The following is a 13,171-nucleotide window of genomic DNA, read 5'->3' as shown; positions in this document are numbered from 1 at the left end:
ATGCGGGGCGGCTCACTCCGGCAGCTCCCACGGGCCGTGCGGGTCGTAGTGCAGATGGCCGTGGCGGATGTGCAGGGGTGCCGTGAGGTTGTTGTGGTAGAGCTGGCCGGTGCCCAGGCCCTGCGGAAAGCCGGGGCGGGCGTAGGAGCCAGCAAACTGACTGATGGCACTCAGGCCCACGTTCGACTCCAGAGCCGAGGTCAGCCACCAGCCAATGCCCAGGGTTTCGGCGGCCGTGAGCCAGTCGAGGCTGGCGCGCAGGCCGCCCAGCAGCGTGGGCTTCAGAATCAGGTAGGCCGGGCGGGTACGCTCCAGCAGCTCGGCCTGCCGGGCGGGGTCGGTGACGCCAATCAGCTCCTCGTCCAGGGCCACGGGCACGGGCGAGTGGCGGCACACCTCGGCCAGGGCGGCCCACTGCCCCGCCGCAATGGGCTGCTCGATGGAGTGCAGGTTGTAGCGGGCCAGCTGGGCCAGCTTGGCCGGGGCCTCCGCGGGGCTAAAGGCGCCGTTGGCATCTACGCGCAGGGTCAGGCGCTCGGGCCCGGCCACGGCCCGGATTTCGTAGAGCAATTCCAGCTCGGTGGCGAAGTCGAGGCCGCCGATTTTCAGCTTCAGGCAGGTGTACCCTTCCGTGAGCTTCTTCTCGATTTGCTCCCGCATGAAGGTGGCGTCGCCCATCCACACCAAGCCGTTGATGGGCAGGCCGGCCTCGCCCCGGCTGAAGGCATTGTCGTAGAGCTGGCGCTGGCCGCCGTTCTGGTAGTCGAGCACGGCGGTTTCGAGGGCGAAGCGCAGGGCGGGCCACTCGGGGCCTACCAGGGTGGCGGCTTCCTCGGGCAGCAACTCCCGCAGCTGGCGGCGGTTGAACTCGCGGCAGAAGCCGGCCACCGTATCGGCAAAATCGGGGCGGTGGTCGGGGCTGAGGCCGGCTAGCGGAGCGGCCTCGCCCAGGCCCTGCCGGCCGGGCCGGGCCGGGTCGGTGAGGTGCAGGTAGGTGGCCGTGTGCTCGGTGAGGGCCCCGCGTGAGGTGCGAGCCGGAAAGTTGAAGCGCAACACGCGCCGCGAGTAGTGAAGCTGAAGCATAGGTGAAGAAGCTGCAAGCCCATGTTCGTAGAGCTGTAAGCCGCAAGCTACAAGTTGATGTTCTGATATACTGTGCTCAGAACGTCAGCTTGTAGCTTGCGGCTTACAGCTTGCAGCTTCTATAAAAAACACGCCGCCCCCGCACGGGGTGCGGGGGCGGCGTGGTACGGGCAACAGCCCCGGCCGAAACCAGGGCTGCCGTCGTCCTCAGCGGAAGCATTTAGGCAGCAGCGCCCTGATTGCTGCGTCCGCGGCTGGCCTGGCCCCCCTTTCGGCCGGCAGCCCGGGCTTCTTCTGAGGTAAAGCGGTGGCCACGGCCACTCTGATGCGAGGCCCGCCCGCCTTCGCTGGCAATGCGGCGCTGCTGGGCGGGGTCCATGGCGGCAAAGCCGCGGGGACGTTTGGCGACAGGTTGATTCGATGAGGCGGCGGTGTTTTGTTTGGTATTCATAGCGTTGAAGGAGTTGAAAAGAGCTTGAATGTGTTTGGTGTCTTCAACGCAAGTGAGCACCTATCTGTCGACATTGTCAATTATAATACCATTTATTTGGGGTAAAATACCGGATAGTACTGACAGCTCGTCCGTAGTAATACGCAACAGTACGTGAAATACGGATGACCTTCAACCCGCTCGCGCCGTAGGTACTGAAAACAGTAGTCCGCCAACGGAGTTGTTTTTCCACTGCCTTTCACTACTTCTGCCATGTCCGTTTTACCTTCTGCCCCGGCGGCGGTGGCCGCGGCCGCCCCTGCTGTGGCCCGCTACCGGGCCGTGCGCCAGCAAACCGAGGCCCTGTGCCGCCCCCTGCTGCCCGAAGACACCGTGGTGCAGCCCATCATCGACGTGAGCCCGCCCAAGTGGCACCTGGCCCACACCACCTGGTTTTTTGAAACCATGCTGCTACGGGAGTTTCTGCCGGGCTACCAGGTGTTTCACCCCGATTACGCCTACCTGTTCAACTCCTACTACAACTCCCTGGGCTCCCGCGTGAACCGCGCCGACCGGGGCACCCTCTCCCGCCCTCCGCTGGCCGACGTGTACGCCTACCGCGCCTACGTGGACGAGCAAATGGAGCAGCTGCTAGCCCTGCACGATACGCTGCCGGCGGCCTTTGGGAGTGTGTTTGAGCTGGGCCTGCAGCACGAGCAGCAGCACCAGGAGCTGCTCGTTACCGACATCAAGTACATCCTCAGCTCCAGCCCGCTGGCCCCTAGTTTTATTACTGAAGAAGCAGGAATTAGGAATGAGGAATTATGCACGGTCAATTCTTCATTACCAATTATTAATTCCTCATTAAGCGAAGCATCCTGGCTCCCGGTGCCGGGCGGGGTGCACCGCATCGGCTACGAGGGCGCCGGGTTCTGCTTCGACAATGAGCAGGCTCCTCACGACACCTACGTAGCTGATTTTGAGCTGCAAAACCGCCTGGTAACCAACGCCGAATACCTGGAGTTTATGGAAGCCGGCGGCTACCAGAACTTCCGGTACTGGCTGGCCGAAGGATGGGACCTGGCCCAGCAGCAGGGCTGGGAGGCGCCGCTGTACTGGGTGCATCGTCCCGAGGCCGGGGGCTGGCTGCGTTTTACCCACCACGGCCTGGTGCCCGTGGAGCCGGCCGCGCCCGTCACCCACCTCAGCTTCTACGAGGCCGATGCCTACGCCAACTGGCGGGGCTGCCGCCTGCCCACCGAGCAGGAATGGGAAGTTGCGGCCCGCCACTTCGGTGCCACCCCTGACGGCGGCAACTTCCTGGAAAGCAACCGCCTCGACCCGCAGGCCCTCCCCCCGGATGCCGCCCCCGACCAGTGCCACCAGCTGCTGGGCGACTGCTGGGAGTGGACGTATTCGGCCTACCACCCCTACCCCGGCTACCACCGCGCGGCTGGTCCTCTGGGCGAGTACAACGGCAAGTTTATGGTAAACCAGCTGGTGCTGCGCGGGGGCTCCTGCGCCACGCCGGCCAGCCACATCCGCCTCACCTACCGCAACTTCTTCCACGCCGACAAGCGCTGGCAGTTCACCGGCATCCGCCTGGCCCGGTAGCGGGGTAGGTAGTTTATGGTTACTGGTTGGTGGTTTTTTGTTTGATGCTGATGGGCCAGCTACGGGCTGGCCCCCTGCCTTGCTTCTTTTCCGATGTCGTCTACTCCTCTCTCTCCCGCTCCGCTTGCTCACGCGGCCGGTGGCTCCGCGTCACCACCGCCTGCCGCCCACCAACCAGCACCGGACAACGCCCAGCCAACCCCAAAAATCAACCAGCCACTAGCCAACAACCCCCAACCATCAACCAACTCCGAACTAGCCCGGCACGTGCGCGAGGGGCTGGCGCGGCCCTTTAAAACGTTGTCGTCGATGTACTTCTACGATGATGAGGGCAGCCGGCTGTTTCAGCAGATTATGGCTTTGCCAGAGTACTACCCTACCCGCACGGAGTTTGCCCTGCTTACTCGTCACCAGGCGGCTATTGGGGCGGCCCTGCGGCCCACCGACCCCGAGGAGCCGTTTTTTCTGCTGGAGCTGGGCGCCGGCGACGGGCTGAAAACCAAGATTTTGCTGCGCCACTTGCTGGACGCCGGCGCCCGCTTCACCTACGTGCCGGTAGATATTTCGGCGGCGGCGCTGGCCGGGCTGGCCGCCGACCTAAGCCGGGAGCTGCCCGCGCTGCGCGTGGAGCCCGTGCAGGCCGACTACGCCGACGCCCTCACGCTGATGGCTGCCCGTCCTGGCCGCAAAGCCGTGCTGTTTCTGGGGTCCAACATCGGCAACTTCCTGCCCGACGCCCGCCAGCAGTTTTTGCAGCGCCTGGCCCGCCCGCTTACCCCCGACGACCGGCTGCTCATCGGCTTCGATTTGCAGAAAGACCCGCGCCTGATTCGGGCGGCCTACGACGACAGCCGGGGCGTGACGGCGGCCTTCAACCTCAACCTGCTGCGCCGCCTCAACCGGGAGCTGGGCGCTGACTTCGACCTGGCCCACTGGCAGCACTACACCGACTATAACCCCCTGGATGGGGCCGTCCGCTCGTTTCTGGTGAGCACCCGGACCCAGCGCGTGCATTTTGCCGAGCTTGACTGGACCGTGAACTTTGCGGCCTGGGAAATGCTTCATACGGAAAACTCCTACAAGTTTACCTGCCCCGGCATTGGGGAGGTAGCCGCTGCCGCTGGCTTGGCGGTACAGGAGATATTTACCGATGCGCAGGACTTTTTCGCCGACGTGATTTTGCGGCCGGCCGGATAGCCTGCGTGGTGCTTCTCTGCTTGTTCTTATGTCTGATACTGTTAGCCTGGCCTCGGGCTATGGCTCTTTCCTGACCCCGACGGTGGCGACGGAGGCGGCGGTACGCGCCATCCGGGCCGGTCAGCTGCCCCTGGGCGAAGCGGCCGGCCTGCCCCCCCTGCGCGAGGCCCTGGCCCGGCGCTACCTGCCCGCCGACGGCCACATCTGCCTGAGTCAGGTGATTATCACGCCCGGAGCCAAAGCGGCCCTGTTTGCCTTGCTGCGGGCCGTGCTGCGCCCCGGCGACGAAGTGCTGCTGCTCACGCCCAACTGGTTTGGGTTTGCCGACCTCGTGGCCCAGGCCGGCGCTACGCTGCGTGAGCTGGCCCTGAACCCCGCCACCAACTATGAGCTGGACCCTGACCAGCTGCGGGCCGCCCTCACGCCCCGCACTAGGGTGCTGCTTTTCTCCAACCCCAACAACCCTACCGGCCGCGTGTACCACGCCGAGGCTCTGGCCGAGCTGCTGCGCGTCACCGGCGCCTTCCCCGACCTGTACGTGCTGGCCGATGAAATCTACGACCTCATCACCTTCGGCACTCAGCCCGTACCGTCCCTGCTCGACTTTCCTGACCCGCACGGGCGGCATCTGGTGGTGAACGGCTTCAGCAAGTCGCTGGCGCTGGTGGGCTGGGGCGTGGGCTACCTGGTGGCGCCGCCGGTCGTGGCGCGGGCCTGCGCGGCCTGGCAGCAGGCCACCGGCGCGGCCGTGCCCATGCCGAATCAGCATGCCGCCCTGGCCGCTACGCGGGCTGCCCCGGGTATTGCCAGCGGCCTTATCAACCAGCTGCACCGCAACCGGCAGCGCCTACTGGAGCGCCTGGCCGCTCTGCCCCAGGTACCGCCCGTGCAGCCCGAAGCCACCTACTACGCCTTCCCCGACCTGCGCGCCTACCTCCGGCCCGGCCTGCCGCCCGGCAAAGCCTCCGCCGACTTGGTGGCCCGCTTGCTGGCCGCCGGGGTTGAGGTGGTGGATGGCGCCCAGTGCGGCGCGCCGGGGTTTGTGCGCCTTTCCTACGCCGTGCCCGAGCCGGTACTGCGCGCCGGCCTCACCCACTTCACCCACGCCCTGCTGGCCAGCCAGTGCCTGCGGGAAGCGTAGTTTCGGCCCCGTACCTTTGGGGCCGCCTGTTCTTCGTGTTGTCATGTCCCCAGCTTCCCTGCGTGCTCATCTGCGGCCTACCTTGTCTTTGGCTTACCCGGTTATGCTCAGCCAGTTGGGCCACGTGCTGGTGAATGTGGTAGACAGCATGGTGGTGGGCCAAACGGGCAAAGTGCCCCTGGCGGCGGTGTCATTGAGCGTTAGTGTCAGCACGGTGGTGATGGTGCTGGGCCTGGGGTTGGCTATGGGCATCACGCCCCTGGTGGCCGCCGCCGACGGCCGCCGCGACGTGGCCGCGCTGGGCCGGCTGCTGGTAAACGGGGTGTGGCTGTGCGCGGCGGCGGGTGCGGTGCTGGCTTTGTTTGGCCTCGTGGTGCCGCCCCTGCTGCCCTACCTCAATCAGCCGGCCGAGGTGGTGGCCCTGGCCGCGCCCTGGGTGCGGGTTATGTTTTTGTCGTTGCTGCCGCTGATGCTGTTTCAGGGCTTCAAGCAGTTTGCCGAAGGACTAGGCCTGACGCGCCAGGCCATGCTGCTATCGGTGCAGGCCAACCTGCTGAATGCCGTGCTGTGCTACGGGCTGGTGTTTGGCCGGCTGGGGCTGCCGGAGCTAGGGATGATGGGGGCGGCCTGGGCCACGCTGCTGGCCCGCGGGCTCATGGCCTTGCTCATGGCTGCCTACGTGCTGCGCGCCGTACGCCTGCAACCGTACCGCCAAGCCGCCGCCCAGCGCCTACTGCCCGACGCGCCCGGCCTGCACCGCCTCCTGGGCCTGGGCACGCCCATCGGGGTGCAGATGATGTTTGAAATGGGCGCGTTCAGCTTCTCGGCCATCATGATTGGCTGGCTGGGCGCCACGCAGCTAGCGGCCCACCAGATTGCCATCAACGTGGCTTCCGTGACGTACATGGCGGCCAGCGGCATTGGGGCGGCGGCTACCATCCGGGTGGGCAAGTACTACGGCCAGCAGGATGGCCCGGAGGCCCGCCAGGCGGGCCTGGCGGCGTACTGGCTTACGTTTGGGTTTATGAGTCTGATGGGGCTGCTGCTGGTGCTGGGCCGCCTTCGTATTCCGCTGTACTACAACCATGACCCGGCCGTGGTGGCGCAGGCGGCGGCCTTGCTGCTGATTGCGGCGGCTTTTCAGGTGTCGGATGGCTTGCAGGTGGTGGGGCTGGGTGCCCTGCGCGGCCTGGAAGACGTGAAAGTGCCTTCGGTGGTGGCGTTGCTGGCGTACTGGGTAGTGGCCCTGCCCCTGGGTTATGTGCTGGGTTTCCGGGCGGGCTGGGGCGCAGCCGGCGTGTGGGTGGGCTTGCTCACCGGCCTCACGCTGGTAGCCGCCCTGCTGCTGGTGCGCTTCCGGCGGCGGCCCTTTGTGGCGGCCCCCATGAACGAAGCAGCCCTGGCCGTGCGTTAGAGTGCCACCGCCGGGTGCGCGGCTGGGTTGCCGGCCACGTTCCGGAGCCAGCCCTTAGCTCTTCCCACCGCATGTTCTCACTTTTTCTCTTACCCCTGCTGGTTGCGGCCCTCGCCCAGGGCCCGGCAGACTCGGCCGCTAAGCCCGCCGCGCCCGAGGCGCTGGAATGGCGCGCAGACCGCCCCCTCACCTGGGCCGACTTCAAAAGCCGCCCCAAAACCGACCGGCTGGCGGCCCTTACCTCCTCCACCATCGACGCTAAAGTGGGCTGCACCGATTTCAAATTTTCGGCTCAGGTAACGGCCGTGTTTGTGCCCGCCGAGTCGTGGGTGCGCGACCCGGCCCGCGCTTCGGCCAACCTGCTGCGCCACGAGCAGCTGCACTTCGACCTCACCGAGCTGCACGCCCGCAAGCTCCGCCAGCGCCTGAGCCTGGTGAAGCTGGACTGCCAGCGCCTGCAGCCGGCCTTCGGTAACCTCACCAAGGCCTCCTTTCTGGAGTGGCAGCGCGAAGAAGCCCGTTACGACCAGGAAACCAACCACGGCCTCAACCAGCCCCGCCAGCAATACTGGGAGCAGCAAGTCCAGCAGAAGCTCCAGCAGCTAGAGCAGTTCGCGTCGCGGTGAGTGGTGATGAGGTAACAGGTGACAGGTGACACTTAGAACGTTAATGCTGAGCGGAGCCATAGCCGAAGTATCTCTCCTAAGGGCTAATCTCAATCGTGCAAACGGCTTGCGCTGCATAGCCCAGGGGTTAACCCCTGGGCTACGGAGGGCCCAACCAAGCGGCAGAGATGCTTCGGCAAGTTCAGCATGGCTGTTCTACGTGTCACCTGTTACCTGTCACCTGTTACCTCATCACCATATGATAACCTGGGCTGATTTTGAACGCGTGGACCTGCGCGCAGGCACTATCCTCGAAGCGCGGGAGTTTCCGCAGGCGCGCAAGCCGGCTTACCAGCTGCTTATCGACCTGGGGCCTGAAATCGGCCAGAAAAGGTCCAGCGCCCAGATTACCCACCACTACCAGCCTGCCGACCTGGTGGGCCAGCAAGTGCTGTGCGTGGTCAATTTCCCGCCCAAGCAAATCGGCAAGTTTCTCTCCGAAGTCCTCGTCACGGGTGCCCCGGACGCCGACGGCCACATTGTGCTGGCTACGCTGGTCGCGCCGGTGCCCAACGGCAGCCGCCTAGCGTGAGGAGGTGACAGGTGATAGGTAAACCGTCCTGCTGAGCGGAGCCGGAGGCGAAGTCGAAGCATCTCTCCCGCGGGCTAACTCAATCGTGAGGACGAAGCAACCATCCGCAACAAAGCGGGAGAGATGCTTCGACAAGCTCAGCATGACGGGCTTATTTACCTCTCACTTGTTACCTGATGCCTATCCCTTGTTACGTATTACGTGTCACCTGTCACCCTTTACCACCTCACTCACCGATGCGGGGGCGGGGTGCCGGGCGTTTGGCGGCGCGACTCGCGCAGGGCCAGGCTGTCGATGACGATGGCGTAGATTTCGTCCAGGTCCTTGTCGTGGATGGCGTAGTAGCGGTAGCTTTGCTGAAAGGCCGAGTCGGTGACGTTGAGGCGGCGGTACAGCTGCTGCTGCTGAACCCGGAACAAGGCCCGGCCCGAGTCGGGCGGCAGGGCGCTGGCATCGACCTGCGCCTCCAGGGTGTGCAGGTCGATGAGCAGGCGCACCAGTTGGTCGCGGGGAATGAGGCGGGCGGGCGGCACCACTTCTTCGGGCTTCTGGCAGGCAGCCGCCCCCAGCCCGAGCAGCAACAGGGCGCAAACCGTATGTTTTTTCACAGCCGTAAAGTTAAGAGGAACCCGTAGTTTAGCCGGAATGAAACCCGCCGCCTCCCCGTTTCAGCAGCTGGTGCGCAAGCTTCGCCAAATGGAAATCCGCATCCTCAAGGCCGTGGATGCCCAGCTCCAGGGCGACTTCCACTCCGTGTTTAAGGGCACGGGCCTGGAGTTCGACGACGTGCGCCTCTACCAGTACGGCGACGAAGTGCGAGCCATTGACTGGGCCGTATCCAGCAAGGGCCACGGCACCTTCGTCAAGACCTATAAGGAGGAGCGGGAGCAGCAGGTGCTCTTGCTGCTCGACGTGAGTGCCTCCCAGCAGGTGGGGGCCGCCAGCCGCCGCAAAATCGACGTGGGGCGCGACATCTGCGGGGTGTTGGCCCTGGCCGCCGCCCGCCAGGACGCCCAGCTCGGCATCCTGGCCTTCACCGACCAGAAAGAGCTGTACCTGGCCCCCGGCAAGGGCATCCGCCACGCTTACGCCCTCATCAAGCGCCTGTTTGCCCTGGAGCCCCAGAGCCGCCAGACGGCCGTAGCCGCCGGCATCAAGCAGGCGCTGGGCCTGCTCAAGCGCCGCACCATTGTGCTGCTGATTTCTGACTTCATCGACACCGCCTACGAGCGGGAGCTGACCATGCTGGCCCGCAAGCACGACCTGGTGGTGCTGCAATTGCTCGACCAGCGGGAGCGGGAATTTCCGCCCCTGGGCATCGTGCCGCTCCTGGACCAGGAATCGGGGCGCACGGTGTGGGTGAATACGTCGTCGGAGGCATTCCGCAGCCGCTACCGGGCCACCTACGAGCAAAACCGGGAGCAAATCGGGCAGATCTGCCGTCGCCACCGCACCGAGTACCTGTCCATTGCCACCGACACCGACTTCGTTCCCCAGCTGGTGAACCTGTTTCGGCGGCGCAACCAGCGCGGCGGCCGTGGCTAAGCAAATGCAAGGCAATAGAGCGGATAAAGCGTGTCATTCCGAGTGCAGCGAGGAATCTGACTTCGCCAATCGGAAAACGCCCGCTCACTGGCTGCCCCGCCTGGGGCTACTGCTCCTGTGGGCGCTTCCGTTTCTGGCTTCCGCCCAAGCTCCCAACCTCACCGATACAATTCCACAAGGCCGGTTTCTGCGGCCCACGGTGCGCGTAGGCGAGATTGTGGAGTATGAGCTAACCTACCGCCACGCACCCAGTCTGGAAGTCATTTTTCCGGATTCGGCAGCCGATTACGCACCGTTTGAGTACGTGGGCCGCCGCTACACGCCCACCCGCACCCGCCGGGGCCGCAGCCTCGACCGCACCGTGTACCGCCTGCGCACCTTCGCTCTCGACTCGGTGCAGACCCTGGCCCTGCCCCTCACCATTCTGCGGGGCCGCGACACGCTCACGGCGCCCGTGACGCCGGCCCGCGTGCGGCTGGTGCGCACGGCCCCGCTGCCCACGCCCGGCCACACGCCCGCCCTGCGCCCCAATACGCGCCTGCTGCCGGTGGAAGCGCGGTTCAACTATCCTTTCTGGCTGGCCGGGGGCGCGGCCCTGCTGCTGGCCGGGGGCGGGGTGGTGCTAGGCTTCCGGCGCCGCCTGCGCCGCCGCTACCGCCGCTACCGCCTCCGCAAAAACCACGCGTACTTCCTGGCTCAGTACGCCCGCCACGTGGAGCGCTTCACCTTGTCCCGGTCCCTGACCAACATGGAGCGGGCCATTACGCTCTGGAAAAACTACCTCTCGGCCCTCGAAGACAATGCCATCAACAGCCTGACTACCAAGGAAATCGTGCGCCACTACCAGAACGACGCCGACCTGAGCCTGGCCCTGCACCTCACCGACCGGGTTATCTACGGCAACCAGTTCACCGAGGAAGAAACCGAAACCGACCTGGCCTTCATTCTCCTCCGCGACTTCGCCGACCGGCAGTATAGCAGGGTGCTGGAGGAGATGGCGAAATAGTGAGATGGTGAGTACAACAGTCATGCTGAGCGCAGGCGCAGCCGGAGCCGAAGCATCTCTCCCGCTGAGTAACTGATTAGCAGTGTAACGAAGCGGGAGAGATGCTTCGGCAAGCTCAGCAGGACAATACCTTCCTAGCGTCAGCACGCCAGATGCTGGCCTCCGGCAACGCTCAGGATGGCAGTATCTTTATTCACTCAGTTACTCATTCGCTCATTCACTCATTTCCCCACATGCCCTGGCCCGACGTAGTAACTCCCTTGCTGGATAGTGTGCGCTACGCCACGCTGGCTAGCTACAGCTGGGAGCAGCCACGGCTGCTGTTTCTGCTGCCGCTGGTGCCGCTACTGTTTGTGGGGCGTTGGGTGCTGGCCCACCGGCGCCAGCCCAAGCTGGACGTGGCCTTTGTGCAGGGCCAGCTCCCGCGCGACTGGAGCACGGTGCTGCGCTTCGTGCCCGATGTGGTGCTGGCCCTCAGCCTGGCTTTCGGCATTGTGGCGCTGGCCCGGCCCCAGCGCACCGACGAGCGGGTGGTGCAAAGCGGCGAAGGCATCGACCTGCTGCTGGTGCTGGACGTGTCGGGCTCCATGGAGCTGCAAGACCTTAGACCGAACCGCCTGGAAGTCGCCAAGCGCGTGGCCCGTGAGTTTGTGGACAGCCGCCGGGGCGACCGAATCGGGCTGTTGGCCTTTGCCGGCGACGCTTATTCGCTGGCTCCGCTCACCACCGACTACGACCTGCTGCGTGACAACCTTCAGGGCCTGCGCCTGGGCATGATTCCGAACGACGGCACGGCCATCGGTACGGCCCTGGGCGTGGCCACCAACCGCCTGCGCGACTCCCGCTCCCGCACCAAAGTGTGCATTCTGCTCTCGGACGGCGAAAACACGGCCGGCTCCCTCGACCCGCTTACGGCGGCCCAGCTGGCCCACGCCTATGGCCTGAAAATCTACACCATCGGGCTGGGGCAGGATGGGCTGGTGCCCTACGGCCAGGATGCGGCCGGCCGCACCCGCTACGTGGAAACCCGCCTCGACGAAACCACCATGCGCCAGATTGCCCAGGCCGGCGAAGGCCAGTTCTTCCGCGCCACCGACGAAGCCGGCCTGCGCCAGGTGTTCCGCCGCATCGACCGGTACGAGAAGTCCGAAATCAAGCAAACCCGCTACCGCAACACCCGCGACTACTACCGCATCTACCTGCTCTGGTGCGTGGGCCTCTGGCTGCTGTGGTTGGGGCTGAAAAACACGTTTCTGACGAATGCCTTGGAAGATTAGTAGGGGCGCCTCGCCCGCGCCCGCCTATCTTTGAGGCGTGTTTTATGAGCCGCGCTACTCTGTGTTCTACGGGGCGGGCGCGTGCGACGCGCCCCTACTATGATTGCCGAAAATTTTCACCGCATTCAGCAAGACCTTGCCGGCAGCCAGGCCCGCCTGGTGGCCGTTACGAAAACGCACCCTGTGGAGCGCCTGCGCGAGGCCTACGAAGCTGGCGCGCGGCTCTTCGGCGAAAACCGGGTGCAGGAAATGGCCGCCAAGCTGCCCGAGCTGCCCCCAGATGTGGAGTGGCACCTCATCGGGCACCTGCAAACCAACAAGGTCAAGTACATTGCCTCATTCGTGCATACCATCCAGAGCATCGACAGCCTGAAGCTGTTGCTGGAAATCGAGAAGCAAGCCGCCAAGCACCAGCGCGTAATTGAGGGGCTCTTGCAGTTTCACATTGCCCAGGAAGAAACCAAAACCGGCCTCAGTCTCCCCGAAGCCGAGGAAATTCTGCAATCCGGCGCTACCCGCGCCCTACGCCACGTGCGCCTGACCGGCGTCATGGGCATTGCCACCAACACGCCGGATGAGCAGCAGCTGCGCCGGGAGTTCCAGGAGCTGCGCGGCATCTTCGAGCACCTGCGGGCCCGCTACTTCGCTCAGGATGAAGGATTCCGGGAGCTGTCGATGGGCATGAGTTCCGACTACCGCCTAGCCCTGGAAGAAGGCAGCACCCTGATTCGGGTGGGCAGCGCTATTTTTGGCGCCCGATGATGGGTGGTTTTGGTGGGTGGTTTTTGGGTGTTGGCTTCGTGTGCTGAAACCGAACACCGCCCATGTTCCATGCGCCAGGAACTCCTGGCCAGCTCCAAAAATCAACAACAAGCAACCAGAAACCATATGACGGCTCGACTTATTCTTCAACTGGCGGCTCTGCTGGGCGGCCTCAGCGTCGGCATCGGGGCCTTTGCGGCTCACGGCCTGCGCAAGATGCTGGAAGCTTCCGGCCGCGTCGAAACCTTCGAGACGGCCGTGCGCTACCAGTTTTACCACGCGCTGGCTCTGCTTATCATCGGCGTGCTCTACCACGTGCGGCCCGAGCTGCGCGGCCTGGGCACCACGGCCTGGCTGTGGCTGGGCGGCGTGCTCATCTTCAGCGGCTCGCTCTACGTGCTCTGCCTCACGGGCATCACCAAGCTGGGCGCCATCACGCCCATCGGCGGCGTCCTGCTCATTGCCGGCTGGATTACGCTGCTGCTGGCGGCGCGGCAGCTGTAGA

The 13,171-nt window shown here is 64.9% G+C and carries 14 protein-coding genes; 11 read left to right on the top strand and 3 right to left on the bottom strand.

All coding sequences use genetic code 11. The features are described 5' to 3' along the window. Nucleotides 1-12 precede the first annotated feature (12 nt). Nucleotides 13-1,083 (bottom strand): o-succinylbenzoate synthase, encoded by a 1,071-nt coding sequence (locus OIS53_RS01875; protein ID WP_264680694.1) that lies wholly within the window; start codon nt 1,081-1,083, stop codon nt 13-15. A 220-nt stretch (nt 1,084-1,303) separates the two neighbouring features. Then, the gene (locus OIS53_RS01870) at nt 1,304-1,534 is read right to left on the bottom strand and encodes a KGG domain-containing protein (protein ID WP_264680693.1); all 231 of its coding nucleotides are present in this window, start codon (nt 1,532-1,534) and stop codon (nt 1,304-1,306) included. Between the two features lie 252 nt (nt 1,535-1,786). On the opposite strand from OIS53_RS01870, the gene egtB reads away from it, so the two are divergent. The 6 genes from egtB to OIS53_RS01840 all read left to right on the top strand — a co-directional run bounded on the left by egtB (nt 1,787) and on the right by OIS53_RS01840 (nt 8,076). Next, nucleotides 1,787-3,127: an ergothioneine biosynthesis protein EgtB gene (gene egtB / locus OIS53_RS01865; protein WP_264680692.1), complete on the top strand. Its 1,341-nt coding sequence runs from the start codon at nt 1,787-1,789 to the stop codon at nt 3,125-3,127. 93 nt (nt 3,128-3,220) lie between these two features. After that, the gene (gene egtD, locus OIS53_RS01860) at nt 3,221-4,324 is read left to right on the top strand and encodes an L-histidine N(alpha)-methyltransferase (protein ID WP_264680691.1); all 1,104 of its coding nucleotides are present in this window, start codon (nt 3,221-3,223) and stop codon (nt 4,322-4,324) included. Nucleotides 4,325-4,352: 28 nt separating this feature from the next. Next, nucleotides 4,353-5,465, top strand: coding sequence for a pyridoxal phosphate-dependent aminotransferase (locus tag OIS53_RS01855; RefSeq protein WP_264680690.1), 1,113 nt, complete (start codon nt 4,353-4,355; stop codon nt 5,463-5,465). A gap of 43 nt (nt 5,466-5,508) precedes the next feature. Continuing rightward, the gene (locus OIS53_RS01850; protein WP_264680689.1) at nt 5,509-6,879 is read left to right on the top strand and encodes an MATE family efflux transporter; all 1,371 of its coding nucleotides are present in this window, start codon (nt 5,509-5,511) and stop codon (nt 6,877-6,879) included. A gap of 71 nt (nt 6,880-6,950) precedes the next feature. Then, the gene (locus OIS53_RS01845; protein ID WP_264680688.1) at nt 6,951-7,505 is read left to right on the top strand and encodes a DUF922 domain-containing Zn-dependent protease; all 555 of its coding nucleotides are present in this window, start codon (nt 6,951-6,953) and stop codon (nt 7,503-7,505) included. A 238-nt stretch (nt 7,506-7,743) separates the two neighbouring features. Next, a complete protein-coding gene (locus tag OIS53_RS01840) occupies nt 7,744-8,076 on the top strand; it encodes a tRNA-binding protein (RefSeq protein WP_264680687.1) in 333 nt (110 codons plus the stop codon). A gap of 230 nt (nt 8,077-8,306) precedes the next feature. On the opposite strand, the gene OIS53_RS01835 is transcribed toward OIS53_RS01840, so the two are convergent. Next, nucleotides 8,307-8,684, bottom strand: coding sequence for a DUF4296 domain-containing protein (locus OIS53_RS01835; protein WP_264680686.1), 378 nt, complete (start codon nt 8,682-8,684; stop codon nt 8,307-8,309). Nucleotides 8,685-8,721: 37 nt separating this feature from the next. Between OIS53_RS01835 and OIS53_RS01830 the strand changes: the two genes are divergently transcribed. The 5 genes from OIS53_RS01830 to OIS53_RS01810 all read left to right on the top strand — a co-directional run bounded on the left by OIS53_RS01830 (nt 8,722) and on the right by OIS53_RS01810 (nt 13,170). Next, the gene (locus OIS53_RS01830; RefSeq protein WP_264680685.1) at nt 8,722-9,621 is read left to right on the top strand and encodes a DUF58 domain-containing protein; all 900 of its coding nucleotides are present in this window, start codon (nt 8,722-8,724) and stop codon (nt 9,619-9,621) included. Then, the gene (locus OIS53_RS01825; protein ID WP_264680684.1) at nt 9,614-10,627 is read left to right on the top strand and encodes a hypothetical protein; all 1,014 of its coding nucleotides are present in this window, start codon (nt 9,614-9,616) and stop codon (nt 10,625-10,627) included. The genes OIS53_RS01830 and OIS53_RS01825 overlap by 8 nt, the downstream gene beginning before the upstream one ends. Before the next feature lie 233 nt (nt 10,628-10,860). Beyond that, entirely contained in the window at nt 10,861-11,904 is a 1,044-nt protein-coding gene (locus OIS53_RS01820) for a vWA domain-containing protein (RefSeq protein ID WP_264680683.1), read from the top strand. Between the two features lie 99 nt (nt 11,905-12,003). Then, nucleotides 12,004-12,666 (top strand): YggS family pyridoxal phosphate-dependent enzyme, encoded by a 663-nt coding sequence (locus tag OIS53_RS01815; RefSeq protein ID WP_264680682.1) that lies wholly within the window; start codon nt 12,004-12,006, stop codon nt 12,664-12,666. Between the two features lie 126 nt (nt 12,667-12,792). Continuing rightward, nucleotides 12,793-13,170 carry a DUF423 domain-containing protein gene (locus OIS53_RS01810; RefSeq protein ID WP_264680681.1) on the top strand — a complete coding sequence of 126 codons (378 nt, stop codon included), beginning with the start codon at nt 12,793-12,795 and terminating at the stop codon, nt 13,168-13,170. Nucleotide 13,171: the final 1 nt, after the last annotated feature.

The organism is Hymenobacter sp. YIM 151500-1 (assembly GCF_025979885.1).
In the GTDB taxonomy this organism is placed as follows: Bacteria; Bacteroidota; Bacteroidia; order Cytophagales; family Hymenobacteraceae; genus Hymenobacter.
The sequence above is the reverse complement of the archived record's forward strand: the minus strand, read 5'-3'. Positions and strand labels throughout refer to the sequence as shown.

Coding starts and splice junctions, on each gene's coding strand:
- OIS53_RS01875 (WP_264680694.1), bottom strand. CDS start 1,083: ATGCTTCAGCTTCACTACTCGCGGCGCGTGTTGCGCTTCAACTTTCCG.
- OIS53_RS01870 (WP_264680693.1), bottom strand. CDS start 1,534: ATGAATACCAAACAAAACACCGCCGCCTCATCGAATCAACCTGTCGCC.
- egtB (WP_264680692.1), top strand. CDS start 1,787: ATGTCCGTTTTACCTTCTGCCCCGGCGGCGGTGGCCGCGGCCGCCCCT.
- egtD (WP_264680691.1), top strand. CDS start 3,221: ATGTCGTCTACTCCTCTCTCTCCCGCTCCGCTTGCTCACGCGGCCGGT.
- OIS53_RS01855 (WP_264680690.1), top strand. CDS start 4,353: ATGTCTGATACTGTTAGCCTGGCCTCGGGCTATGGCTCTTTCCTGACC.
- OIS53_RS01850 (WP_264680689.1), top strand. CDS start 5,509: ATGTCCCCAGCTTCCCTGCGTGCTCATCTGCGGCCTACCTTGTCTTTG.
- OIS53_RS01845 (WP_264680688.1), top strand. CDS start 6,951: ATGTTCTCACTTTTTCTCTTACCCCTGCTGGTTGCGGCCCTCGCCCAG.
- OIS53_RS01840 (WP_264680687.1), top strand. CDS start 7,744: ATGATAACCTGGGCTGATTTTGAACGCGTGGACCTGCGCGCAGGCACT.
- OIS53_RS01830 (WP_264680685.1), top strand. CDS start 8,722: ATGAAACCCGCCGCCTCCCCGTTTCAGCAGCTGGTGCGCAAGCTTCGC.
- OIS53_RS01820 (WP_264680683.1), top strand. CDS start 10,861: ATGCCCTGGCCCGACGTAGTAACTCCCTTGCTGGATAGTGTGCGCTAC.
- OIS53_RS01815 (WP_264680682.1), top strand. CDS start 12,004: ATGATTGCCGAAAATTTTCACCGCATTCAGCAAGACCTTGCCGGCAGC.
- OIS53_RS01810 (WP_264680681.1), top strand. CDS start 12,793: ATGACGGCTCGACTTATTCTTCAACTGGCGGCTCTGCTGGGCGGCCTC.